This window comes from Halomonas aestuarii, from assembly GCF_001886615.1.
GTDB classification, from domain to species: Bacteria; Pseudomonadota; Gammaproteobacteria; order Pseudomonadales; family Halomonadaceae; genus Halomonas; species Halomonas aestuarii.
Map to the genome: position 1 here is coordinate 1,349,886 of NZ_CP018139.1, position 23,085 is coordinate 1,372,970.

17 protein-coding genes and 3 tRNA genes are annotated in these 23,085 nt (G+C 69.1%); 8 read left to right on the forward strand and 12 right to left on the reverse strand.

Annotated elements, in window-relative coordinates; all coding sequences use genetic code 11:
- Nucleotides 1-20: 20 nt before the first annotated feature.
- Complete coding sequence (locus tag BOX17_RS06190) at nucleotides 21-2,216, reverse strand: tRNA(Met) cytidine acetyltransferase TmcA (RefSeq protein ID WP_071942764.1); 2,196 nt, start codon at nucleotides 2,214-2,216, stop codon at nucleotides 21-23.
- A gap of 349 nt (nucleotides 2,217-2,565) precedes the next feature.
- On the opposite strand from BOX17_RS06190, the gene dctP reads away from it, so the two are divergent.
- From dctP to BOX17_RS06210, 4 genes are all read left to right on the forward strand, one after another.
- Entirely contained in the window at nucleotides 2,566-3,669 is a 1,104-nt protein-coding gene (gene dctP, locus BOX17_RS06195) for a TRAP transporter substrate-binding protein DctP (protein WP_071942766.1), read from the forward strand.
- A 106-nt stretch (nucleotides 3,670-3,775) separates the two neighbouring features.
- Nucleotides 3,776-4,279, forward strand: coding sequence for a TRAP transporter small permease subunit (locus BOX17_RS06200; protein ID WP_071942768.1), 504 nt, complete (start codon nucleotides 3,776-3,778; stop codon nucleotides 4,277-4,279).
- Nucleotides 4,276-5,604 (forward strand): TRAP transporter large permease, encoded by a 1,329-nt coding sequence (locus BOX17_RS06205; protein ID WP_071942770.1) that lies wholly within the window; start codon nucleotides 4,276-4,278, stop codon nucleotides 5,602-5,604. Before BOX17_RS06200 ends, BOX17_RS06205 begins: the two co-directional genes overlap by 4 nt.
- A gap of 220 nt (nucleotides 5,605-5,824) precedes the next feature.
- Complete coding sequence (locus BOX17_RS06210; protein ID WP_086830800.1) at nucleotides 5,825-7,456, forward strand: ABC transporter permease; 1,632 nt, start codon at nucleotides 5,825-5,827, stop codon at nucleotides 7,454-7,456.
- On the opposite strand, the gene BOX17_RS06215 is transcribed toward BOX17_RS06210, so the two are convergent.
- Complete coding sequence (locus BOX17_RS06215) at nucleotides 7,373-8,557, reverse strand: ABC transporter ATP-binding protein (RefSeq protein WP_071942774.1); 1,185 nt, start codon at nucleotides 8,555-8,557, stop codon at nucleotides 7,373-7,375. The two genes, BOX17_RS06210 and BOX17_RS06215, sit on opposite strands and share 84 nt — an antisense overlap.
- A 238-nt stretch (nucleotides 8,558-8,795) precedes the next feature.
- Between BOX17_RS06215 and BOX17_RS06220 the strand changes: the two genes are divergently transcribed.
- Nucleotides 8,796-9,827 (forward strand): Fe(3+) ABC transporter substrate-binding protein, encoded by a 1,032-nt coding sequence (locus tag BOX17_RS06220; RefSeq protein WP_071942776.1) that lies wholly within the window; start codon nucleotides 8,796-8,798, stop codon nucleotides 9,825-9,827.
- Between the two features lie 210 nt (nucleotides 9,828-10,037).
- On the opposite strand, the gene polA is transcribed toward BOX17_RS06220, so the two are convergent.
- On the reverse strand, nucleotides 10,038-12,797 hold the full coding sequence (gene polA / locus BOX17_RS06225; RefSeq protein ID WP_071942778.1) for a DNA polymerase I: 2,760 nt from the start codon (nucleotides 12,795-12,797) through the stop codon (nucleotides 10,038-10,040).
- Nucleotides 12,798-12,957: 160 nt separating this feature from the next.
- Here polA and BOX17_RS06230 point away from each other — a divergent pair, with 160 nt between their 5' ends.
- The 3 genes from BOX17_RS06230 to speA all read left to right on the forward strand — a co-directional run bounded on the left by BOX17_RS06230 (nucleotide 12,958) and on the right by speA (nucleotide 16,258).
- A complete protein-coding gene (locus BOX17_RS06230) occupies nucleotides 12,958-13,257 on the forward strand; it encodes a DUF2782 domain-containing protein (RefSeq protein ID WP_086830704.1) in 300 nt (99 codons plus the stop codon).
- Between the two features lie 122 nt (nucleotides 13,258-13,379).
- On the forward strand, nucleotides 13,380-14,339 hold the full coding sequence (locus BOX17_RS06235) for a homoserine kinase (protein WP_071942780.1): 960 nt from the start codon (nucleotides 13,380-13,382) through the stop codon (nucleotides 14,337-14,339).
- On the forward strand, nucleotides 14,336-16,258 hold the full coding sequence (gene speA, locus BOX17_RS06240; RefSeq protein WP_071942782.1) for a biosynthetic arginine decarboxylase: 1,923 nt from the start codon (nucleotides 14,336-14,338) through the stop codon (nucleotides 16,256-16,258). The genes BOX17_RS06235 and speA overlap by 4 nt, the downstream gene beginning before the upstream one ends.
- A gap of 84 nt (nucleotides 16,259-16,342) precedes the next feature.
- Here the strand turns inward: speA and BOX17_RS06245 are convergent, their stop codons facing one another.
- The 9 genes from BOX17_RS06245 to BOX17_RS06285 form a co-directional block, all read right to left on the reverse strand.
- Nucleotides 16,343-17,008 carry a fumarylacetoacetate hydrolase family protein gene (locus BOX17_RS06245; protein WP_071942784.1) on the reverse strand — a complete coding sequence of 222 codons (666 nt, stop codon included), beginning with the start codon at nucleotides 17,006-17,008 and terminating at the stop codon, nucleotides 16,343-16,345.
- A 103-nt stretch (nucleotides 17,009-17,111) separates the two neighbouring features.
- Nucleotides 17,112-18,119 carry an ectoine hydroxylase gene (thpD, locus tag BOX17_RS06250; protein ID WP_071942786.1) on the reverse strand — a complete coding sequence of 336 codons (1,008 nt, stop codon included), beginning with the start codon at nucleotides 18,117-18,119 and terminating at the stop codon, nucleotides 17,112-17,114.
- Between the two features lie 237 nt (nucleotides 18,120-18,356).
- Nucleotides 18,357-18,432, reverse strand: a tRNA-Thr gene (locus tag BOX17_RS06255).
- Between the two features lie 43 nt (nucleotides 18,433-18,475).
- Nucleotides 18,476-18,550: transfer RNA gene (locus BOX17_RS06260), tRNA-Gln, on the reverse strand.
- 6 nt (nucleotides 18,551-18,556) lie between these two features.
- Nucleotides 18,557-18,632 (reverse strand) — tRNA-Phe (locus tag BOX17_RS06265).
- A 90-nt stretch (nucleotides 18,633-18,722) separates the two neighbouring features.
- Nucleotides 18,723-18,995, reverse strand: coding sequence for an oxidative damage protection protein (locus BOX17_RS06270; RefSeq protein WP_071942788.1), 273 nt, complete (start codon nucleotides 18,993-18,995; stop codon nucleotides 18,723-18,725).
- A gap of 21 nt (nucleotides 18,996-19,016) precedes the next feature.
- Complete coding sequence (gene mutY / locus BOX17_RS06275; RefSeq protein WP_071942790.1) at nucleotides 19,017-20,108, reverse strand: A/G-specific adenine glycosylase; 1,092 nt, start codon at nucleotides 20,106-20,108, stop codon at nucleotides 19,017-19,019.
- 85 nt (nucleotides 20,109-20,193) lie between these two features.
- Entirely contained in the window at nucleotides 20,194-22,539 is a 2,346-nt protein-coding gene (locus BOX17_RS06280; protein ID WP_071942792.1) for an AsmA family protein, read from the reverse strand.
- Complete coding sequence (locus tag BOX17_RS06285) at nucleotides 22,536-22,988, reverse strand: acetyl-CoA sensor PanZ family protein (protein WP_071942794.1); 453 nt, start codon at nucleotides 22,986-22,988, stop codon at nucleotides 22,536-22,538. The genes BOX17_RS06280 and BOX17_RS06285 overlap by 4 nt, the downstream gene beginning before the upstream one ends.
- Nucleotides 22,989-23,085 lie beyond the last annotated feature (97 nt).

The window sequence follows — 23,085 nt, forward strand, 5'->3', positions numbered from 1 at the left end:
TCGCGTTTGATCCCGGCACTCTACCGGCCGGCCTCGCCGGGGGAAAGCCCGTCACCACGGGCGAGGAGTCGCGCCACGATCGCTCGCAACCCGGCCTGGACGCCCTTCCTGCCCGACACCCCCAGGCGCAGCGCCAGCCAGGTCGCCCCACGCCCCTGGAAGGCCCAGGCCGCCAGCAGCGCCAGCCCCTCATCCCGCCCGCTCACCCCACCTGCCGCACGGTACCTGACCAGCGCCTGGATCGCCGGGCGGGCCAGGGCCGGCTCACGATGGCAGAAGGCCACATCGGCGAGATCGCGACGGTCCGCCTCGTCGAGGGGGGCCGCCGGCCCCTCGGCGAGCAGGGCCAGCACCACCGCCGGCGCCAGCTCGGCCAGCTCGAAGGCCAGCAGGCCGGGGAGCTGGCGCTGGAAGCGCGTCCGCAAGCGCTCGGCGAGGGCCTCCCCCGCCGAGCTGGTGGGCCGCACCACCATCAGCGCGTGCTCCCCGGTGGCGGTCTCCCGCGTCAGCCCCAGGCGGACGGCCCGGAACCCGGTCGACTGCCAGAAGGCCAGCAGACCCGGCTCGGCACCGAAGCTCGCGCCCAGCAGGTCGACCCCCTCGTGGCGGGCCTGTTCGACCTCGGCCGCGAGCAGGCAATGCCCCAGCCCGTGGCGGCGACAATCGGCGGGCACGGCGATACGCAGCACCCGCCGCAGGCGCGCGGTCAGCGCCTCGCGCTCCCCGGCATGGGCGGCGAGCGACTGGGCGAGCAGGTGGCCGCGGGGGCGACGCTCGCCCCGCGCCACCCGCTCGGCGAGGTCGGCCGGAAAGCCGCCCTCGTCGCCGCTCACCGCCACGCCCTGCAGATGCCCCCCCGCCTCGAGGGTCGCGATGCCGACCCCCGGCCCGTCCAGCAGCCGACGCAGGTCGGCGGGCGTAGTGCGGTAGTGGGCCTGCACCAGCAGGCCGAACAGTGCCCGCAGCCGTGGCTCGTCGATCGCCAGGGCATCGCGGTCCAGGCGGCGACGGGTGGGCACCCCGGCGGAGGACGAGGGTGTCGCCGGCTCGGCATCCAGCAGCAGCAGGCTCGCGGTGAGCGCCTCCAGAGGATCGCCCCGGGCCCAGCGGATCGGCTCGGCCAGGTGGCACTCTCGCCAGTCGGGTGTCTGCCGCTCGAGCCGTTCACGGAAGCGCAGCGCGAAGCCGCGCCCCGACCCCTCGTAGCCATGCACGGTGGTGGCGAAGGCGATGCGCGGGAAGGCATCGAGCCAGTCCCCCAGCAGGGGGGCGGGGATCGCCGCCGCCTCGTCCACCAGCAGCAGCCGGCCGGGGCCGCCGACCTCGCCACGTTCGGCCAGGTTTGCCAGCTCGTCGGGGGCCAGGAAGCGCACCCGACCCTCGGCCGTCTCGAAGGCATTGCCCCGCCGGACGCCCTCGGGGCAGAGCGCCGCCAGGCGCTCGAAGAGCCCGGCCACCGCCGCCGGGCGCGGGGCCGTGACCAGGATCTCGGCCTCTCCCGACGCCAGCAGCCGGGCGCAGGCGATGCCCAGCGCCGCCGTCTTGCCGCGGCCACGATCGGCGGTCAGCACCAGCGGGCGGCGACGGCGCAGCCGGGTCAGCCGCGACACCGCCTCGGCCTGGTCAAGGGTCAGGCAGGCCTCGTCGCCGGGCGGTGGCGGGGCGGCGGGCAGGGCCTGGTCTGATGAGGCCACGGGCAGGTCAGGCAGGCACGGCACCTCGCCCGCCGTCCAGCGGATCACGCGCGCATCGCGGTGCAGCAGCCGGGCGAGGCGCGCCAGGTAGCGGGCGGTGAGCTGTTCCGCCCGCCAGGGGTGGTCGGCCAGGCGGCGATAGTCGGCATCGGGGCGATGTCCCCAGTCGTAAGGAGTCATCAGCGCCAGCAGGCCGCCGGCCCGCAGCGTGCCGACCAGCGCCCCGAAGGCCTCGGGGTCGAAGCCGCTCGCTGCCGATACGGCATCGACGACCACCAGGTCCTGCTCGCCCCCCAGCCGCGTGCGGGCCTTCGCCGCCGGCAGCCAGGCCGAGGCCTCGAGGCCATCGGGCGGCTCGGCGGCGATCCACAGCGGCGCTTGCCAGGCCTCCTCCCGCCACAGGGCCAGGGCCTCCCGGCGGCAGGCCTCGGCCTCGCCGGTCAGCCATACCAGGCCGCGCCAGCGGCAGCGGGCGAGCCGGCGGCGGGTTTCCTGCAGGGGGGCGAGGCGGCTGGAGGTCATCCGGGGCTCCGTCAGAGGCTCAACTTTGGTCTAAGAACGGCCGGCCTTTTCAACGATGGCGGCCATTTCGGGACTGCAACACTACCCTCATACGATCGTTTCAAGATGCTGATCTATATGACATTATACTCATGAGAACGGCGTTCTATCGCCACCGGTCCGGACCCTCGGCGCGGCAACGCTCCCGGTCGAACATTGCCGCCGGCCCATGCTAGCTTGATTCCTGTTGCCGAGTTGCCCGGCCGGTCAGGCCGGTGCCCGGGAGCCCGAAAGGATCCCGCACCGGCACCCGACGGCCGTTCACCCATCGACTTCTCCAACAACAGAACAACCCATAGGGAGCACCTCCATGAAGAAGATGACAAGGTTTGCCCTCACCGGGCTGGCGGCCGGCGTCGCCATCGCCGCCATGAGTTCCACCGCCCAGGCCCAGGAACAGTGGACCATGACCACCACCTGGCCGGACAACCTGGACCTGATCCAGATCGACCGCCACTGGGCCGAGCTGGTCAACACGCTCGCCGGTGACGAGGTGAAGATCAACTTCCGCGCCGGCGGCACCCTGATGCCCGGCACCGAGGTGTTCGACGCCACCCAGACCGGCAGCATCCAGGCCGCCGGCGACTGGCCCGGCTACTGGGCCGGCTACAGCCCGGCCTTCTCGCCGCTGGCCACCACCACCAGCCTGTTCAACGGCGTGGACTACCTGAACTGGATCAACGAGTGGGGCGGCTTCGAGCTCTACCAGGAGGTCTACGGCGACTACAACATGGTCTACCTGCCCTACGGCATCACCAACAACGAGTCCGGTTTCCGCGGCGGCACGCCGATCGAGAGCCTCGCCGACCTCGAGGGCAAGCGCCTGCGCCTCTCCGGCCGTGACCAGGGCCGGGTGCTCGAGAAGCTGGGCGGCTCCCAGGTCACCCTGGCCGGCGGCGAGATCTACCAGGCCATCGAGCGCGGCGTGGTCGACGGCGCCGAGTTCTCCACCCCCGGCGTGGACTACAAGGCCGGGTTCTCCGAGGTGGCCGACTACTGGTCCGTGCCGGGCTGGCACCAGTCCGCCAGCGTGTTCGGCGTGATGATCAACAAGGATTCCTGGGACGCCCTCTCCGAGGAGACCCAGGAGAAGCTGAAGATCGCCGCACAGGCCACCATGGCGTGGTCCCTGGCCTGGTCCGAGCGCGAGTCCACCGAGGGCACGGTGAAGTTCCTGGAGGACGGCACCGAGATCAACCAGCTCTCCGCGGAGGATCTCGCCGAGATCCAGCGCATCACCAACGAGGTGATCGTCCAGGGGGCCTGCGAGGACCCGATGCACGCCAAGGTCTACCACTCCATGATCAGCTACCTGGAGCACTACGCCAACTGGCGCGACGTCTCGGTGCCCTACAACATGAGCCGCGTCACCGACGACCTGCCCTCGCTGGAGGAGATCGAGGCCTGCATGTAAGGCCTCACCCTGGCCTCCCGCCCGGGAGGCCCTGCCGGCCGGCCATCGCCCTCTGGGGATGGCCGGCCGATCGTCGTGTTCCCACTGATTCACGAGAGCCTCGCTCATGAACGCCATTGCCAAGGCCATCGATGCCCTCAACGAGGGGTTCGGTCGCCTGATCGCTCCGCTGATCGCCGTGGTCACCCTGATCGTGATCTACGACATCGGCATGCGCTTCTTCATCGGACGGCCCAGTGACTGGGCCTTCGACATCACCAAGATGCTGTTCGGCGTCCACTTCATGCTGATGGCCGCCTACGGGCTGCGCCACCATGCCCATGTCGAGGTCGACGTGCTCAAGCGCCTGATCTCGCGTCGCAAGCAGGCGGCGCTCGAGATCATCGGCTACCTGATCTTCTTCGTGCCCTTCATCTGGATGCTGATCACCCTGGGCTGGAGCTTCTTCGAACGCTCCTTCAGCCGCGGCGAGACCACCTACGGGATGGTCGCCATCCCCGTCTACCCGGTGAAGGCGGTGATCGTCATCACCGCCGTGCTGCTCCTGCTCCAGGCCGTGGCCATCGTCATCCGTGCCATCCAGCAACTGCGCGAGGAGGAGGCCGCATGAGCCCCGAAATGCTCACCCTGTTCATGTTCAGCGGCCTGCTGATCGGCCTGTTCATGGGCCATCCGCTGGCCTTCGTGCTGGGCGGCATGGCCGTTCTGGGTGCCTGGCTCGGCCCCGGCGCCAACACGCTCGGCATCATCATCAACAACATCTACGGCAACGCCATGGACAACTATGTCCTGGTGGCGATCCCGCTGTTCATCCTCATGGCCCGCTTCCTCAACGACTCGGGGGTCACCGAGAAGATGTTCGACACGATGCGCCTGCTGCTCGCCAACCTGCGCGGCGGCCTGGCGCTGACGGTGGTGGTCGTCTCGGTGCTGCTGGCCGCCACCACCGGCATCGTCGGCGCCTCCATCGCGGTGATGGGCATGATCGCCCTGGTCCCGATGCTCAAGTACGGCTACAACAAGCAGCTCAGCACGGGCGTGATCATGGCCAGCGGCTGCCTGGGCATCCTGATCCCGCCGAGCATCATGCTCATCCTGATGGCCAGCTACTCGCCGGTCTCGGTGGGGGCGCTGTTCGCCGGCGCCCTGGTGCCCGGCCTGATGCTCGGGGTGATGTACGCCCTCTACGTGCTGGTGATCTGCCACATCAAGCCCTCCTACGGCCCGCTGGTGCCGGCGGAGGAGCAGGCGGAGAACAGCACCCGCGAGCTGCTGGTCATGCTGGGCAAGTACGTGCTGCCGCCCATGGCGCTGATCCTCGGGGTGCTGGGCTCGCTGTTCACGGGCATCGCCACCGCCACCGAGGCCTCGGCCATCGGCGTGACCATCGCCTTCCTGCTGTTCCTGATCTTCGGTGACCGCAAGGCCTCGACCTGCTACAACACCCTGATCGAGGCCAGCAAGACCACCACCATGGTGATGCTGGTGCTGGTCGGCGCCACCGCCTTCACCGGGGTCTTCTCCATCGGCGGCGGCATGGAGGTGATCCACGAGGTGGTGATGGCCATGCCGGGCGGCAACGTCGGGGCGCTGATCCTGATGTTCTTCCTGGTCTTCATCCTGGGCATGTTCCTGGACTGGACCGGCATCGTCCTGCTGAGCTTCCCGATCATGCTGCCGATCATCGACAGCATGGGCGTCGACGTGCTGTGGTTCGTGGTAATGGTCGCCGTGGTGCTGCAGACCTCGTTCCTCACGCCGCCGTTCGGCTATGCGCTCTTCTACCTGAAGGGGGTGGCCCCCAAGGGGGTCGAGACCCTCGACCTCTACCGGGCGGTGATCCCGTTCTGCGCGCTGATCGTGCTGGCCTGTCTGCTGATGGCCTTCTTCCCGGTGCTGGTGACCGGCCTGCCGTCGATGCTGATCGGCTACTGACCCCTCCCCCGAGGCACGCCCACGACGCCCGCCGCTCCCCGAGCGGCGGGCGTCGTGCTTGACGGAGGTCACGACGGCAGTGGCTGCAGTGGCACGGGCCAACTGATACAATTCTCAGTCGCAAATATCTCGCATCCCTGCATCCAACGCCCCGGCACGGAAGGAGACCTCGTTGACCAGTCCGGCCAGTTCCCGCGCGCGTGCCCCCTCTCGCCTGTCGATGCCCTTCACCGTCTGGAATGCGCTGACCATCGGCATCGCCCTGATCGTCGCGCTGCCGGTCATCGTGGTGCTGGCGCACCTGTTCATGCCCACCGACGGCATCTGGCAGCACCTGGGCAGCACGGTGCTGCCCCGCTACCTGGGCAATACCCTCTTCCTGGTGGTGACGGTGGGCCTCGGCACCTTCGTCATCGGCACCGGCACCGCCTGGCTGGTGGTGATGTGCCGCTTTCCGGGACGCCGGCTCTTCGAGTGGGGGCTGCTGCTGCCGCTGGCGGTGCCGACTTACGTGATAGCCTATGCCTACACGGACTTCCTGCAGTTCGCCGGCCCGCTCCAGACCTGGCTGCGCGAGACCTTCGGCTGGTCGGCCGGCGACTACTTCTTCCCGGACATCCGCTCGCTGTGGGGGGCGGCGACCCTGATCACCCTGGTGCTCTACCCCTACGTCTACATGCTGGCCCGGGCGGCCTTCCTGGAGCAGTCGGTGTGCGTCCTGGACGTGGGGCGGACCCTGGGACGCGGCCCCTGGCGGCTGTTCACCAGCGTGGCCCTGCCGCTGGCGCGCCCGGCCATCGTCGGGGGGGTGTCGCTGGCGTTGATGGAGACCCTCAACGAGTTCGGGGCGGTGCAGTACTTCGGCGTCGACACCTTCACCACCGGCATCTACCGCACCTGGTTCGGCATGGGTGAACAGGTGGCCGCGGCCCAGCTCGCCGCCTGCCTGCTGGCCTTCGTGATCGCCCTGGTGCTGCTGGAGCGCTGGTCCCGGGGCAAGCGGCGCTACTTCCACACCACGGGCCGCTACCAGCACCTCCCCGAGTTCGTGCTCCACGGCTGGCGGGCCTGGGCCACCACCCTCGCCTGCCTGGTCCCGGTGCTGCTCGGCTTCTTGATCCCCTGCGCCCTGCTGGGCTACCTCTCGTTCCAGGGTGGGGATTCGCTGTTCGGTGCCGCCTTCCTGGAGTTCGCCGGCAACAGCCTGCTGCTGGCGGCGCTCGCGTCGGTGGTGGCCGTGAGTCTCGCCCTGCTGCTGAGCTACGGGGCAAGGCTCAACCCCGGCAGGGTCACCCGGGTGGCCACGCGCGTCGCCGCCATGGGCTATGCGGTGCCGGGCTCGGTGGTGGCGGTGGGCATCCTGATCCCCTTCGTGTGGATGGACCACCAGATCAACGACCTCATGAAGGGGCAGTTCGGGATCGTCGTGGGGCTGCTGCTCAGCGGATCGGCGTTCATCCTGATCTACGCCTACCTGGTGCGCTTCCTGGCCGTCTCCTTCAACGCCATCGAGGCGAGCCTCGGCAAGGTGACGCCGAGCATGGATGCGGCCTCACGGACGCTGGGGCAGACGGCGAGCGGCACCCTGCGCAAGGTGCATACTCCCATCATGCGCGGCAGCCTGATCGCCGCTGGCATCCTGGTCTTCGTGGACGTGATGAAGGAGCTGCCGGCCACGGTGATCCTGCGCCCCTTCAACTTCGATACCCTGGCCATCCGGGCCCACAGCCTGGCCGCCGACGAACGCCTGGCCGAGGCCTCGACCTCGTCACTGGCCATCGTGGCAGTAGGCATCCTCCCGGTGGTCCTGCTCAGCATCGCCATGCGCCGCTCCCGCCCCGGCAGCCGCTGAGGGCTCGAGGGGAAAGACGAACACCTGGGAGGCATCCAGGCCGATCATGATCGGCTGGCCCTCCCGGGGCAGGAAGACCCCCGGGGCGCGGGCGTGCAGGTGGGATTCCTCGCCGTCGGGGGTGTGGGCACAGATGTGCAGCATGCTGGTGCGGCCCAGCAGCTTGGCCATGATGATGTGGCTGTGGTGGTGCTCGGGAGGCTCGTCCAGCGGCACCACCCGCAGGGCCTCGGGCCGGATCATCACCCGCACCCGACTGCCCTCCGGCAGGTCCTGGCCGGAGACGTCCCCCACCGGGGTCACCACCCTGCCGTCCACCACCCGTCCCTCGAGTTCGTTCACCTCGCCGAAGAAGGTGACCACGAAGGGGTCGGCCGGAGTGCAGTAGAGCTCCAGCGGCGTCCCGGCCTGGACCACCCGTCCCTCGCGCATCAGCACGATGCGATCGGCCATGAACATGGCCTCCTCGGGATCATGGGTCACCAGCAGCACGCCCGCGCCGACCTTCTTCAGCACGTGCAGGGTATCGTCGCGGATGCGGTCGCGCAGGCGGGCGTCGAGGCTGGAGAAGGGTTCGTCGAGCAGCATCAGCTGCGGGGCTGGCGCCAGCGCCCGGGCCAGGGCGATCCGCTGCTGCTGCCCCCCCGACAGCATGTGCGGGAAGACCCGCGCATAGCGCTCCATGCCCAGCAGCTCCAGCAGTTCGTAGGCCCGGCGACGGCGCTGCTGCGCGGGCAGCGACTCGAGACCGAAGGCCACGTTGTCGAGCACCGACAGGTGCGGGAACAGGGCCGAATCCTGGAAGGCGAGGCCGACGTTGCGCTTCTCCGGCGGGACATGGGAGCGGCCGCTCCCCATCGACTCGCCGCCCAGCGCCACGCTCCCCTGCTGGACACGCTCGAGCCCTGCGGCGATCCGCAGCAGGGTGGACTTGCCGCAGCCAGAGGGGCCCAGCAGACAAACGATCTCCCCGGGCTTGACCTCCAGGGAGACGTCCTCCACGGCCAGGTGCTGCTGGTAGGCATGGCGGATCTGGTGCATGGCGAGCACGGGCGCCGCATCCGCCGTCGCGTCGGGGGAAAGGATCGGTTGGCTGGTCATGGGGTCTCGACTGCCGATGAAGAGTGTCTGGATTGCATGGTAACGCGAAAGCCTCCTGAATGCGTTGTACTATCGCTCGCATTCCCCCCGGTGCCCCGCGAGGCATGGCCGACCCTGATCTGGGTCAGGTCTCTCGAGCCCCGGCCTTGACGGCGGATGCGGGAGGCGCTTCAATAGCGAAAGTTTAATGCAAAGCATTATCATTTGAAACCGCACTACGATCACACGAGGCCTCTCCATGCCACTGAACCGTCGCATCGCCCTGCCCCTCGCCGCCCTGATGGCCGGCTCCGCCATGGCCTCCCAGGCCGCTGCCGCCGAGGAGCTCAACATCTACTCGGCACGCCACTATGACTCCGACGCGGCGCTCTACGCGGCCTTCACGGAGCAGACCGGCATCGAGGTCAACGTGCTGGAGGGCGACTCCGACCAGCTGATCCAGCGTCTCAAGCTGGAGGGCGAGGCGGGGCCAGCCGACGTGCTGATCACCGTGGACGCCGGCCGCCTGTGGCGCGGCGAGCAGGAAGGCGTCTTCGCCAGCGTCGAGTCGGCGGTGCTCGACGAGCGACTGCCGGCCTACATGCACCACCCGGAAGGCAAGTGGTTCGGCTTCAGCCAGCGCGTCCGGGCGATCTTCATCGACCCCACCGAGGTCGACGCCGACGCCATTACCCGCTACGAGAACCTGGCCGACCCGGCGTTGAAAGGCGAGGTCTGCATCCGCTCCTCCAACAACATCTACAACCAGTCCTTGCTGGCCTCGATGATCGCCCACCACGGCGAGGAGGAGGCCGAGGCGTGGGCCCAGGGCGTGGTCGACAACTTCGCGCGAGACCCCGAGGGCGGCGACACCGACCAGATCCTCGGCGTCGCCAGCGGTGAGTGCAACGTCGCCGTGGCCAACCACTACTACTACGTGCGCCTGCTCAACTCCGACAACGAATCCGACCGCGAGGCCGCCGAGAAGGTCCAGATCGTCTTCCCCAACCAGGAAGATCGCGGCGCGCACGTCAACGTGGGCGGTGCCGGCATGGTGAAAGGCGCGCCCCATCCGGAAAACGCGGTGCGCTTCCTCGAGTTCCTCGCCTCCGACGAGGCCCAGGCCCTCTTTGCCACCGGCAACTACGAGTTCCCCGCTGTGGACTCCGTGGAGCTCGACGGCGTCATCGCCGCCTGGGGCGACTTCAAGAAGGACGACCTGAACGTCAGCGTGCTGGGCGAGAACAACCCGGAAGCGGTGCGCATCTTCGATCGAGTCGGCTGGCGGTAAGCCATCAGGCCAGCCTCAGACGAACACGCCACCGCAACCGCGGTGGCGTTTTTTTTCAACCCTATGGTTGGTGAAGGTGGGAGCTGCGTCACGAGCGAATATAGGCTGGCCGCCGCCGGAGCACAGCTCCCGGAATGTAGCCTGCTACATGAGGAGAGCGCGCACCGCCGGCGGCCAGATTATCGAGCGCAGTAGCAGCTCGCCCTTCGCCTAGTGGGCCTCGTCCCAGTTGGCCCCCGACTCGGCCTCGACGGTCAGCGCCACGTCGAGCGCCGCGGCCCCTTCCATGCGCGTCTTCACCTCCGCGATGAACTCATCGACCTGCTCCTCGGCCACCTCGAAGACCAGTTCGTCGTGGACCTGCATCACCATCACCGCATCGAAGGCCTCGCTCGAGAGCCAGGCATCCACGTCGATCATGGCCCGCTTGATGATGTCCGCCGCGGTGCCCTGCATGGGGGCGTTGATGGCGGTGCGCTCGGCGCCCTGGCGGCGGGCGCGGTTCTGGGAGCGGATCTCCGGCAGGTGGAGGCGGCGGCCGAAGACCGTCTCCACGTAGCCGTCCTCGGCGGCCTGGGCACGGATGCGCTCCATGTAGCGGGCGACGCCGGGGTAGCGGTCGAAGTAACGGTCGATGTAGGTCTGGGCCTGGTTGCGCTCGATGTGCAGCTGACGGCCGAGCCCCCAGGCGCTCATGCCGTAGATCAGCCCGAAGTTGATCGCCTTGGCGCTGCGGCGCTGGTCGCCGGACACCTTGTCGAGGGCCACCCCGAACACCTCGGCGGCGGTGGCGGCATGGATGTCGCGGCCCTCGGCGAAGGCCTCGAGCAGCCCCTTGTCGCCGGAGAGGTGGGCCATGATGCGCAACTCGATCTGGGAGTAGTCGGCGGCGACGATGCGATAGCCGGGCCGGGCGATGAAGGCCTGACGGATCCTGCGCCCCTCCTCGGTGCGGATGGGGATGTTCTGCAGGTTGGGATCCGACGACGACAGCCGGCCGGTGGCCGTGACCGCCTGGTGGTAGCTGGTATGCAGGCGTCCGGTGGCCTTGTTGACCAGCCGAGGGAGCTTGTCGGTGTAGGTGGACTTCAGCTTGGCGAGCCCGCGATGCTCCATGATCACCTTGGGCAGCGGGTAGTCCAGCGCCAGCTCCTCGAGCACCGCCTCGGCGGTGGAGGGCGCCCCCTTGGGGGTCTTCTTGATCACCGGGATCTTCTGTTCCTCGAAGAGGATCTGGCCGAGCTGCTTGGGCGAGCCCAGGTTGAACTCGCGGCCGGCGAGATCATAGGCCCGGGTCTCCAGCTCGCGGATGCGGGCCTCCAGCTCCTGGCTCTGGGTGTGCAGCCGCTCGGGGTCCAGCGCCACGCCGGTACGCTCCATGCGCGAGAGCACCGGGATCAGCGGCAGCTCGATGGCCTCCAGCACCTCGCCGAGCCGCCCCTCGGCCTCGACCCGGGGGCGCAGCAGCCGGTGCAGGCGCAGGGTGATGTCGACGTCCTCACAGGCATAGGGCGTGGCCTGCTCCAGGGCGACCTGGTTGAAGGTGAGCTGCTTGGCCCCCTTGCCGGCGATCTCCTCGAAGGAGACGGTCTTCTCGCCCAGGTACTTCAGCGCCAGCGAATCCATGTCGTGGCGGGTCGCCGTGGAGTCGAGCACGTAGGACTCCAGCATGGTGTCCTCCAGCGGCCCGGCCACCCGGATGCCGACGTTGGCCAGCACCGAGATGTCGTACTTGAGGTTCTGGCCGACCTTGGTGCGCTTGGCGTCCTCCCAAAGCGGGCGCAGCGCCTCGAGCACGGCATCGCGGTCGAGCTGCTCCGGGGCATCGAGGTAGTCGTGGGCCAGCGGAATGTAGGCCGCCTCGCCCGGCTCGAGCGCGAGCCCCACGCCGACCACCCGGGCCTCCATATAGTCGAGGCTGGTGGTCTCCAGGTCGAAGCAGAAGGTGTCGCTGGCCTCGAGGCGCGCGAGCCAGGCGTCGAGGTCGGCCTGCGAGAGGATGACGTGGTCCTCGCGGGCCGCACTGCCGCCGCCCCCTTCGGCCTCGGCCGGGGCCGGCGTGCCACCGGCGGCGTCATCGACGCCCTCGTCCTTGCCCTCCAGCAGCTCCGAGAGCCAGGCCCGGAACTCCAGCCGGCGATAGAGCTCGACCAGGGCCTCGCGGTCGGGATGGGCGATGTCCAGGTCGTCGAGCCCCACCGGCAGCTCGCAGTCGGTCTTGATGGTCGCCAGGCGGTACGAGAGGAAGGCCTGGTCGCGGTGCTCCTCGAGCTTCTTCGGCAGCGTCTTGGCACCGCGAAAGCCCAGCTCCTTGATCGCGTCGAGGTCGGCATAGAGGGTCTCGAGCCCGCCCTGCATGCCCTGCAGCAGGCCCAGCGCGGTCTTCTCGCCCACGCCCGGCACGCCGGGGATGTTGTCGACCTTGTCGCCCATCAGCGCCAGGAAGTCGATGATCAGCTCCGGGGGCAGGCCGAACTTCTCCTTCACGCCGTCGACGTCCAGGGTCTCGTCCTTCATGGTGTTGACCAGCGTGATGTGCGCATTGACCAGCTGGGCCATGTCCTTGTCGCCGGTGGAGATCACCGCATCGCGACCGGCCTCGGTGGCCTGTCGCGCGAGGGTGCCGATGACGTCGTCGGCCTCCACGCCTTGGATACACAGCAGCGGCAACCCGAGGGCGCGCACGCAGTCGTGCAGCGGCTGCACCTGCGAGCGCAGGTCATCGGGCATCGGCGGGCGATGGGACTTGTACTCCTCGAACAGCTCGTCGCGGAAGGTCTTGCCGGGGGCGTCGAAGACCACGGCCATGGGGCTGTCGGGATAGTCCTTGATCAGCCGCTTGAGCATGTTGAGCACCCCCTTGATCGCCCCGGTGGGCTGCCCCTCGGAGGTGGTCAGCGGCGGCAGGGCATGGAAGGCGCGGTAGAGATAGGAAGAACCGTCGACGAGAACGATGGGCGTGTCGGCCATGTATCGGCATCCATTGAGGCGTGGCGTGATGTGATCCTGGTCGCCCATGATACGCATTGCGGGCGTCTTTTGCCGGGGGTGGTAGGCCGGGAGGCGGCAAGCCCCTACACTGGGGGGTATCCAACGTCCTGTCCGGCCCCGTGCGGCCATGGAGGTCACCATGAAGAAGATCCTGCGATGCGAGCTGCCCGCCCTGGGACTCGCCCTCATCCTGGCCCTGGTCGGCAGTGCCGGCGCCCTGGCCCAGTCCTCCAGCGACCTCGAGCCGGACATCACCATCCGCCAGGAAGATGATCGCATGATCCGCGAGTACCGGGTCAACGGCGAGCTCTATGCCATCGAGATCCGTCCCTCGGCCGGCCCCTCCTACTATCTCGTCGACCATGACGGCGACGGCGACTTCGAGCGCCGGGAGGGCGACCGCATCGCCGTTCCCGAGTGGGTCCTGAAGACATTCTGAGCCCCCGGCCGACCTGCCGCCGGCTTCCTGCCCCGGCGGACCCACCGCCGAGGTCGGGGTGCGTGCATCGGAGTGCCAAGTCGCTACAATAGGCGGCTTGGCATTTCCCGGGCGAGAGACACATGGCCGTATTCACACCGCTTACCGAACCTCAGGTCGCCGAGTTCCTCAGCCGCTTCGATGCCGGCTCGCTGGTCTCCCTCGAGGGCGTGCCCGCCGGCACCGAGAACACCACCTTCTTCGTCACCACCGACCGGCGCGACCTGGTGCTGACCCTGTTCGAGCAGGGCGAGCACGAGGAACTGCCGTTCTTCGTCGACCTGCTCGACTACCTGGACGAGCACCGCCTGCCGGTCCCCGGCCCCCTTCACGATCGCGACGGCGTGGCCCTGCATGCCCTGGCCGACAAGCCGGCACTGCTGTTCCCGAAGCTGCCCGGCAAGCACCCCAAGGCCCCGAACCTGGCCCAGTGCCGCGAGTTGGGCGACGCCCTGGGGCGCATGCACGCGGTCTCCCGGCATTTCCCCGGCCATCGCCCCAACCCGCGGGACCTCCACTGGCTGCTGCCCATGCACCACAAGGTGCTGGTCTACCTCTCGCCGGAGGACCAGACACTGATGAAGGACGAGGTGGAGACCTACCAGGACTTCTTCGGCAACGCCCCGGACCTGCCCCAGGGCGCGCTGCATGGCGATCTATTCCGCGACAACACCCTGTTCGACGGGGACCGCCTGGGCGGGCTGATCGACTTCTACAACGGCTGCACCGGCGACCTGCTGTTCGACCTGGCCATCGTCATCAACGACTGGGCCACCGAGGCCGACGGCCGCCTGGATGCCGCGCGCCACGACGCCCTCCTCGGCGCCTACCTGGCGCGCCGGCCGCTCAACGCGACCGAGCGTGATGCCTGGCCGATGATGCTGCGCCTGACCGCCCTGCGCTACTGGCTCTCCCGGCTGCTGGTGGTCTACGTGGACCCGCCGGCCCACGACCTCACGCCCCACGACCCCGACCAGTTCCGCACCATCCTCAAGGCGCGCCTGGAACATGGCGCCCTGCCGCTACCGGAAGGAGGCGCATGAGCCTGTCCCCGAGAAGCAAGGCCGGACCGGCCCAGCGAGCCCGTCGCACCTGGAACATCGACCAGTGGGGCAGCGGCTACTTCGACGTCAACGACAGCGGCCAGGCCCTGGTGCGACCCCTGGGCAGCGACGACGACGGCCCCGCCCTGCCGCTGCAGCCGCTGGTGAACAAGCTGCGCGAGGCGGGCCTGCGCCTGCCGGTGCTGGTGCGCTTCACCGACATCCTGCACGACCGGGTCGAGCAGCTCTGCGCCGCCTTCGACACCGCCATGCGGGAGGAGGCCTTCTCGGGCGGCTATACCGCCGTCTACCCGATCAAGGTCAACCAGCAGCGCCGGGTGGTCGAGGAGATCCTCGGCACCCAGGAGCGCGGCCGCGGCCAGGTGGGCCTCGAGGCCGGCAGCAAGCCGGAGCTGCTGGCGGTGCTGGCGCTCTCGGCCGACGGCTCCTCGCTGATCGTCTGCAACGGCTACAAGGACCGCGAGTACATCCGCCTGGCCCTGATGGGCGAGAAGATCGGTCACCGGGTCTACCTGGTGGTGGAGAAGCTCTCCGAGCTGCCGCTGATCCTCGAGGAGGCCAGCCGCCTCGGCGTCACGCCGCGGATCGGCCTGCGCGCCCGGCTCTCCACGGTGGGCCGCGGCCGCTGGCAGAACACCGGCGGCGAGAAGTCCAAGTTCGGCCTCACCGCCAGCCAGATCCTGGCGGTGGTGGAGCAGCTGCGCGATGCCGATGCCCTGGAGAGCCTGCAGATGGTGCACTTCCACCTCGGCTCACAGATCGCCAACATCCGCGACATCCAGCGCGGCCTGCGCGAGTGCGCCCGCTTCTACCAGAGCCTGGTGGCCCTGGGCGCCCCGGTGGACACCGTGGATGTCGGCGGGGGCCTGGGCATCGACTACGAGGGCACCCGCTCGCGCAGCTTCTGCTCGGCCAACTACTCGATGCTGGAGTACGCCCGCAACGTGGTGGCGGCCTTCGCCCAGGCCTGCGTGGAGCAGGAGCTGCCGCAGCCGCACATCATCAGCGAGTCCGGCCGTGCCCTGACCGCACACCACGCGGTGCTGATCTCCAACGTGATCGGCGAGGAGCGGGTCAGCCACCTCTCGCCGGAACGGCGCGTGAAGGACGAGCCCCAGGTCGACGAGCTGTGGCGGGTCCACGACCTGCTGCACGACCAGGCCGAACCCCGCGGCCTGGTGGAGGCCTGGCACGACCTGGTCCACGCCATGGGCGAGCTCCACGAGCGCTTCGTCATCGGCATGACCGACATCGACGCCCGGGCCGAGGGCGAGAGCGTCTACTTCGCCGCCTGCGCAAGGCTGCGCGGCCTGCTCGACACCCGCAACCGCGCCCATCGCGAGATCGCCGACGAGCTGGCCGAGAAGCTCGCCGACAAGCTGTTCGTCAACTTCTCGCTGTTCCAGTCGGTGCCGGACGTCTGGGGCATCCAGCAGATCTTCCCGGTGCTGCCGCTGGAGGGGCTCGACCGTGGTCCGGAGCGGCGCGGCGTGATCCAGGACATCACCTGCGATTCCGACGGGCGCATCGACGGCTACGTGGACGGCCAGGGGGTCGAGACCACCCTGCCCCTGCCCGAGTGGCGCGAAGGCGAGGAGAAGCTGCTGGGCTTCTTCCTGGTGGGGGCCTACCAGGAGATCCTCGGCGACCTGCACAATCTGTTCGGGGACACCGATTCGGCGGACGCCGCCCTGGACGGCAACGGCGACTGGGCGATCACCCAGGTCCAGCAGGGCGACCGCGTGGCCGACGTGCTGGGCTACGTCAACTTCGACGTCTCCGACCTGCGCGAGCACCTCGCCGAGCAGCTCTCCCGCAGCGGGCTGGACCACGCCCAGCAGCAGGCCTTCCTCGACGACCTCTCGGACGGGCTGGAAGGCTACACCTACCTCGAGTGAGCGCGGCAAGGCCCACGCCCCACACGCTAACGCCCCGTCGCCATGGCGACGGGGCGTTCTCGCTTGAGGGGATGGACGGGGCGGTCAGTCCACCACGCGGGTCGTGACCTCCAGGCCACCGGAGAGGGTGAAGTGCAGCGCCGCGCCGCGGGGCAGCGGCCCCACCCCGGCCGGGGTGCCGGTGAGCACCACGTCGCCGGGCTGCAGGGTGAAGTGGCGACTCATCTCCGCCACCAGCGCCGGCACCGGGAAGAGCATGTCCGAGCCCCGGCCCTGCTGGCGGACCTCGCCGTCCACCTCGAGGGTGAAGGAAAGCGAGGACCAGTCCGGCGCATCCACCAGGGGCAGGAAGGCCGAGAGCGGGCAGGCGCCGTCGAAGGCCTTGGCGACCTCCCAGGGATGGCCCTTCTCCTTCAGGCGCGACTGCACGTCGCGCAGGGTCAGGTCCAGCGCCAGCCCGATGCCGACGATCCCCTGCTCGGCCTGCTCGGCCGTGACATTCGAGAGCTCCTCGCCCACCAGCAGCGCCAGCTCCGTCTCGAAGTGCACCTCGCCCCGGGCGAAGGGCGCACTGACCGGCTGCTCCAGCGGCACGGCGGTCGTGGCTGGCTTGATGAACAGCAGCGGCTCGCTGGGCACCGGGTTGTCGAGCTCCCGGGCGTGCTCGGCGTAGTTGCGGCCGACGCAGATGATCTTGCCCAGGGCATCGGGGAATGCCCGGCCATCGGTGAAACGGGGCACGAAGCGCATGGGGTCCTCTCCTTCTCGTGGGTGCCGTCGGGGGGCAGGCGACTGGCGCCCCAGTCTACCCCAGCGGCACCGCGGGTCCAGCGCCCCGGTGCCGGGGACCGTCTCACGAGGGGACGTCGGGCGACCAGGCCTCGCCCGGCTCGTGGGCCAGGAAGCGCGGCCGGCGCCGGCTCGCCCCGAAGGGCGCCACGCAGCGGTTGTCGAGACGGTTGTAGACGAAGAAGGCGTTGCTGCGCGGATCCGGTGACATGTTGGCGTTGGAGCCGTGCAGCACGTTGCAGTCGAACAGCAGCAGGCCGCCGGCCGCCCCGGTCGGCGCCTCGATGCCGTGCCGGTCGATCAGCTCGCGCAGTGCATCGCGGCCCGGCACGCCGATCTCCTGCCGCTTGAGGGACTGGCGGTGGTTCTCCTCCGGGGTCTCCCCCAGGCAGGGCACGAAGACCCGATGGGAGCCCGGCACCAGCATCAGCGGCCCGTTGAAGGCGTGGTTGTCGGTGAGCACGAGGGAAGCGCTAACCGCATGCATGGCCGGCATGCCGTCCTCGGCGTGCCAGGTCTCGAAGTCCGAGTGCCAGCTGAAGCCCTTGCCCTCGAAGCCGGGCTTGTAGTTGATCCGCGACTGGTGCACGTAGGCCTCGCCGCCGAGGATCTGGCGCGCCCGTCCCACCAGGCGGTCGTCGTTGGCCAGGCGCGAGAAGAGCCGGGAAAGGAAGTGCACGGCGAACAGCGAGCGGATCTCGTTGCCCTGGGGCTCGGTGATGCTGAACGCGCGGCCGCGGAAGTCGTCGTGCTCGAGCAGGGCCGTGAGTTCCCGACGCAGCTCGGCGAGCTCGTCACCGGTGACGACCCCGGGCTCGAAGAGGAAGCCCTTGCGCTCGAACTCATCGAGCTGCGCCTGGCTCAGCGGCCCGTCCTCGGCGCGCCCCTTGACCACCGCCTCGTGGCGAGCGAGCCAGGGCATGTCCACCGGCTCGGCCAGTCGCGTGGGATAGGGATCCTTACCGGGGCGCGGCGCGCTCCTCACCCGGCTCTGGGGGTCGGGGGAATCGACGACGGCATGGCGAAGACGTGTCTGTTCCAGCGTGCGGCAGGACGATGTCTGCACTGACATCCAATCACCTCCTGTGTTTCCGTGATCAATCTCAGTTCAACTCGCTCCGACGGCGGGACAGCCGCGGCAGACCCGCAGGGTCCGGGTGGTATGTAGCGTCAACACGGGATGGTTTCAAGAGGGGGCCTGCGTGCCCGCATGGCTGGCCACGATGATCACGACCGACGGACACAAAAAAGCCACCTCGATGGGTGGCCTCTTTACTGCTGCAACTCGTCTTGCATCCCGATGCGATGGTGGTGCCGGCACCAGGAGTCGAACCCGGGACCTACTGATTACAAGTCAGTTGCTCTACCAACTGAGCTATGCCGGCTCGGGAACCGACTCGAGTCACAGAATCGGAAACAGGGTTGGCGTGGCTGGGGTACCAGGATTCGAACCTGGGAATGCCGATACCAAAAACCGGTGCCTTACCACTTGGCTATACCCCAGCAGATTGGTGGCCAGAGACGGAATCGAACCGCCGACACGGGGATTTTCAATCCCCTGCTCTACCGACTGAGCTATCTGGCCGCTGCCAACGGTGCGTATTAAACCTCAGCAGGCCGTTTCCGTCAACCCCTTCCTTTTCAGAAAGATGGCGAGGGTTGCGGCCATGGCGGGCTAGTCGTCCCTGGGCACATAGCCCTCGGCCTGGTCGGTCTCGCGGTTGTCGAGGAAGCGTTCCATCTGCTCCATCAGGTACTCCCGGGAGGCGGCGTCGAGCATGTTCAGGTGCTTCTCGTTGATCAGGCGGGTCTGCAGCGCTTGCCACTCCTCCCAGGCCTGCTTCGAGACGCTGGCCTGGATCTCCTGGCCCTTCTTGCCCGGCAGCGGCGGGAACGGCAGGGCGTCCATTTCCTTCTGGTACTTGCGGCAGAAGACGGTCTGGCTCATAGAAGTCTCTCCTCGTGGGGCTCATGGCCCCGCGGTGGTGGTCAGTGAAAAGGGCGCAAGGGACGCCAGCAGCGCCTTGACCGGGGCCGCCAGGCCGATGCTGGCGGGATCACAGGGATCGTACCAGCAGCGCGCCTCGCCCACCGAGTCCAGCCGGCCGATCCGCGCCGGCTGCGGGGTGATCTCGAGGCGGAAGTGGCTGAAGACATGGGTGAAGGGCGTCCAGGCGGGCGCGAGCTCGCTGCCCGGCGCATGAACGTCCAGCCAGGCCTGCAGGGCCTCGACGTCGTCGAACTGGGGCAGGCTCCAGAGCCCGCCCCACAGTCCGCTCGACGGGCGCTGCTCGAGCAGCACGCACCCGTCGCGGTCCTGCAGCAGCAGCATGGTGGTGGCGCGGGTCGGCACGGCCTTCTTCGGCTTCGATTCGGGAAAGCGTTTCTCCTCACCGCGGGCATGGGCGACGCAGGCCGCCTCGAAGGGACAGCGGTCGCAGGCCGGTTGACCGCGTCGGCAGAGGGTCGCCCCGAGGTCCATCATCGCCTGGGTGAAGTCGACCAGCCGCTCGTCGGGAGTATAGTGCTCGGCCAGGGCCCAGAGGCGGCGCTCCACCGCCGGCCGCCCCGGCCAGCCCTCCACGGCGTGCAGGCGCGTCAGCACCCGCTTGACGTTGCCGTCGAGGATCACCGCCCGCCGCCCGGTACTCTGGGCGATGATCGCCCCGGCCGTCGAGCGGCCGATGCCGGGCAGGGCCGCCATCGCCTCGAGGCTGTGGACGGGGAACGCGCCGCCGTGCTCCTCGACCACCACCCGGGCGGCCTTGTGCAGGTTGCGCCCCCGGGCGTAGTAGCCGAGCCCCGTCCAGAGGTGCAGCACCTCGTCCTGGTCGGCCGCGGCCAGTGATGCCACGTCGGGAAAGCGCGTCATGAAGCGCTCGAAATAAGGGATCACCGTGGCCACCTGGGTCTGCTGCAGCATGATCTCCGAGACCCAGACCCGGTAGGGGCTGCGATCATGCTGCCAGGGCAGGTCGTGGCGGCCGTGCTCGTCGAACCAGTCCAGCAGGCGCTGCTGGAAGCTGGCGGGTGGCAGGATAGCGGGCGGCATGTCCGTCATGGGGCGCTCCCGTCACGAAAGTCTCACGGCGCGAAAAAAAGCGCCGACTGGGGAAGTCGGCGCAGGGACTGGTCGTACGTGTTGCTCAGTTGAAGAGACCCTTGAGGGCGTCGCGAAGTTCCCCGCCGGCCTTCTCGCCGAGGCGCTCGTCGAGCTTCTTCACGGCACCCTCGAGGCGCTTCTCGACCTCCTCGCCGGCCTTCTGGGAGGCCTCGTCGCGCAGCAGCCCGGCGAGGGTCCCCTGGAAGGCCTCGCGGTCGAAGCGGCACCATTCGGCGCTCACCCCGCCCAGGGCCCCTTGGCAGCGGACCGGCAGCGGCACCTTCGCCAGGCGCGGATTGACCTCGCAGGGCGCATTCTCGGCACTCACCAGGCGCACCGCGGCACGCAGGTCGAACTGCTCGCTCACGAGGTCGAGGCTGCCCTTGCCGCCCACTTCCATGCCGGGCAGCGTGACCAGCAGGTCGTCACTCTGGACCTCGCCCTCCTCCAGCATCAGGGTGGCCCGGATCCGCTCGAAGCGGGTCTCGTCGGCCCACTCGCGGTCGAGGGTCTCGCCCTGCAGGGTGGCGGCCGTGGTGCACAGCTCCCGGGAGACGTTGATCTCGGGAATCGCCCCCTCGTCGATGCGGGTGGTGAGGCGCCCTCCCAGGTGGCGCCGGAGCTCCATCAGGGTGTTGCCTCGGGAGGCGAGTTCGCCCTCGCCGCTGAAGCGTCCGCTCAGGGGCGCGGGCTCCTCGCCGAGGGACTCGAGCAGCGACTCGAGACGCACCCGCTGGGCCTTGGGCGCGAGCTGCCAGCGTGCCGGCGTCTCGCGCAGGTCGAGGGCGCCGTCGGCGGCCAGGGTCCCCTCGTAGAAGCCGGACTCGAAGCCGATCAGGCGGTGGCGTCCGTCGCTCCCCTTGAGCGTCATGTCCACGTCCTGGAAGTCCAGCCCCGCGAGGCGCAGCTGTCCCAGGGCGAGGTGGGCATCGAGCTCGAGGGTGGAGAGCCACTCCGTGGGGACCAGCCCGGCGGCGTCCTCGGCATGGGCCCGGCGGATGCCCGGCAGCTGCCAGCGCGAGGCGGACGCCTCGCCGGCGCCGGGCGGCGGCAAGTAGCCGTCCAGGTCCAGCCGGTCCCCCTGGAGGTCCGCGGCGATCAGGCCGCCGTCGAAGCGACCCGCCAGGCGGCCGGTGAAGGTAGCGTCGTCCAGCACCAGTGTCAGGCCGGCGAACTCGAAGCGCTCGAGGTCTCCGCTGACCGGACTGGTCAGCGCCACGTCGGTGAGCGCCTGACCATCGGCCATGGGGGGCATCATCCCGAGGCGCGTCAGCCAGGGGCGCAGCGACAGCGGGGTCAGGCGCAGCTGGCCGGTGTAGGCCGGCGCCTCCCCGAGGTGGCTGAGGTTGAGGTTGCCGTTGAGCTTCAGGGCATCCGGGCCGGTCAGCTCCAGCTCGCGCAGGCGGGCGCTTTGCTCGTTGAGGTCGGCATCCAGCTTGAAGGCCAGCGACAGGGGCATGACCTTCTCGCCCAGGCTCGGATGGCTGAGGCTGGCGTCGAGCTTGCCCTCCTCCAGCTGCAGGCTGCCCTCGCCGACGTTCACCACCAGCGGGCCGCCCTGCAGGTTGAGCTTCTGCTCGTTCTCGAGCGCGGCGAGCCGGTTGACCGTCTTGAGGTTCAGCCCCTCCAGCACGTGCCTCCCCTCGGACAGCCCCAGGTCCACCCGGGTCTCCAGGGTGATGTCGCTGACGAGACGCGGCTCGCGGTTCTCTTCCTGCCAGTCGAGGCCCTCGTGGAGCGTCAGCCGGAAGGCGGACTCGAGGGGGAAGGCGCTGCCGGGGTTGACGTTGCTGCCGTTGATCTCGAGGTCCTCGACGAGCAGGTCACGGTCGGCGAGGGCGTCTCGGTAGCGCACCTCGCCGCCACGGACCTTCACGCTGGCGATATTGAGGGCCACCGAGAGGCCGTTGCCGAAGTCCGGGTCGGGGCCGGCGCTGGCCGGCGCCAGGGCGGCCTCGGCCTGCTCGCCGCGCTCGCCCAGCCGTTCCAGCAGCGCCTCCCAGTTGCCCTCTCCCTGGGCGTCACGCTCGAGGTCGAGGTAGAGGTCGTCCAGGGTCAGGCCGTCGATGGCGATCTCGCCGCGCAGCAGCGGCGTGAAGGCGAGGCTGACCTCGGCGTGGGAGAAGGCGGCGAAGGGCGTCTCGTCGTCCGCCTGGTCCGGCAGGCGGGCCTCGGCCTCCTGCACGCCCACCCCCAGCCGGGGGTAGAAGGACCAGGAGAGGGTGCCGTCCAGGCTCAGCTCCAGTCCGCTGTGCTCACGGACCACCTCGATCAGTCGCGGTTTGAGATCGTTGGGGTCGAAGAAGGTGGTGACGTACACCACGGCGCCGACCATCACCAGGCCGAGCACGCCGATGGCGGCGAGCAGGGTGCGCAGCAACCGCTTCATTGATGGCCTCCCTGTGTCGTCAGGTTGAGCTCGAAGTAGTCGCCGTCCTGGGTGAGCCGATAACCGAGCCGCGTGAGCAGCAACTGGTCGGCCACGGGCAGCTGGGAGGAGTCGGCAAAGAGGCGGCGCCCCTGGGCATGGGCGGCCTCGCTGACCAGCGCCAGCAGGCGCGAGCCGACGCCGCGTCGCCGCGTCGTCTTGCGCACGCAGAGGTTCGACAGCCACCAGGCATCCTGGTCGAGCTTCACCGCCACGGCGCCCAGCAGCCGGTCGTTGAAACGGGCACAGCTGAACAGGTGGCCACTCTCCAGATGGGTGCGGATGAACTCCTCGACGGGCAGGGGCAGGCGCTCGGGCGGAGCGTCCGTGAAGATGCGTATGAGGTCGAGGCGTATCTGGGCATCCGCTTCCCAGGCGTCCTGGTCGACCTGTTGAAGGGTCACCGGCATGCGTGGATCTCCTTGAGCCGGGGCGGCAGGCGTGCCACCACTGTAATGGCCCGCATTGTAGCGGATGGGGTGAGCGATTCACTATAATGGCAGCCTC

Excerpts from the sequence above, each read along its gene's own strand:
- BOX17_RS06205 (WP_071942770.1), top strand. The coding sequence starts at position 4,276 with ATGAGCCCCGAAATGCTCACCCTGTTCATGTTCAGCGGCCTGCTGATC.
- polA (WP_071942778.1), bottom strand. The coding sequence starts at position 12,797 with ATGGCCGACACGCCCATCGTTCTCGTCGACGGTTCTTCCTATCTCTAC.
- BOX17_RS06235 (WP_071942780.1), top strand. The coding sequence starts at position 13,380 with ATGGCCGTATTCACACCGCTTACCGAACCTCAGGTCGCCGAGTTCCTC.
- BOX17_RS06190 (WP_071942764.1), bottom strand. The coding sequence starts at position 2,216 with ATGACCTCCAGCCGCCTCGCCCCCCTGCAGGAAACCCGCCGCCGGCTC.
- BOX17_RS06245 (WP_071942784.1), bottom strand. The coding sequence starts at position 17,008 with ATGCGCTTCGTGCCCCGTTTCACCGATGGCCGGGCATTCCCCGATGCC.
- BOX17_RS06215 (WP_071942774.1), bottom strand. The coding sequence starts at position 8,557 with ATGACCAGCCAACCGATCCTTTCCCCCGACGCGACGGCGGATGCGGCG.
- BOX17_RS06285 (WP_071942794.1), bottom strand. The coding sequence starts at position 22,988 with ATGCCGGTGACCCTTCAACAGGTCGACCAGGACGCCTGGGAAGCGGAT.
- BOX17_RS06220 (WP_071942776.1), top strand. The coding sequence starts at position 8,796 with ATGCCACTGAACCGTCGCATCGCCCTGCCCCTCGCCGCCCTGATGGCC.
- BOX17_RS06210 (WP_086830800.1), top strand. The coding sequence starts at position 5,825 with ATGCCCTTCACCGTCTGGAATGCGCTGACCATCGGCATCGCCCTGATC.
- BOX17_RS06230 (WP_086830704.1), top strand. The coding sequence starts at position 12,958 with ATGAAGAAGATCCTGCGATGCGAGCTGCCCGCCCTGGGACTCGCCCTC.
- BOX17_RS06280 (WP_071942792.1), bottom strand. The coding sequence starts at position 22,539 with ATGAAGCGGTTGCTGCGCACCCTGCTCGCCGCCATCGGCGTGCTCGGC.
- BOX17_RS06270 (WP_071942788.1), bottom strand. The coding sequence starts at position 18,995 with ATGAGCCAGACCGTCTTCTGCCGCAAGTACCAGAAGGAAATGGACGCC.
- dctP (WP_071942766.1), top strand. The coding sequence starts at position 2,566 with ATGAAGAAGATGACAAGGTTTGCCCTCACCGGGCTGGCGGCCGGCGTC.
- mutY (WP_071942790.1), bottom strand. The coding sequence starts at position 20,108 with ATGACGGACATGCCGCCCGCTATCCTGCCACCCGCCAGCTTCCAGCAG.
- BOX17_RS06200 (WP_071942768.1), top strand. The coding sequence starts at position 3,776 with ATGAACGCCATTGCCAAGGCCATCGATGCCCTCAACGAGGGGTTCGGT.
- thpD (WP_071942786.1), bottom strand. The coding sequence starts at position 18,119 with ATGTCAGTGCAGACATCGTCCTGCCGCACGCTGGAACAGACACGTCTT.
- speA (WP_071942782.1), top strand. The coding sequence starts at position 14,336 with ATGAGCCTGTCCCCGAGAAGCAAGGCCGGACCGGCCCAGCGAGCCCGT.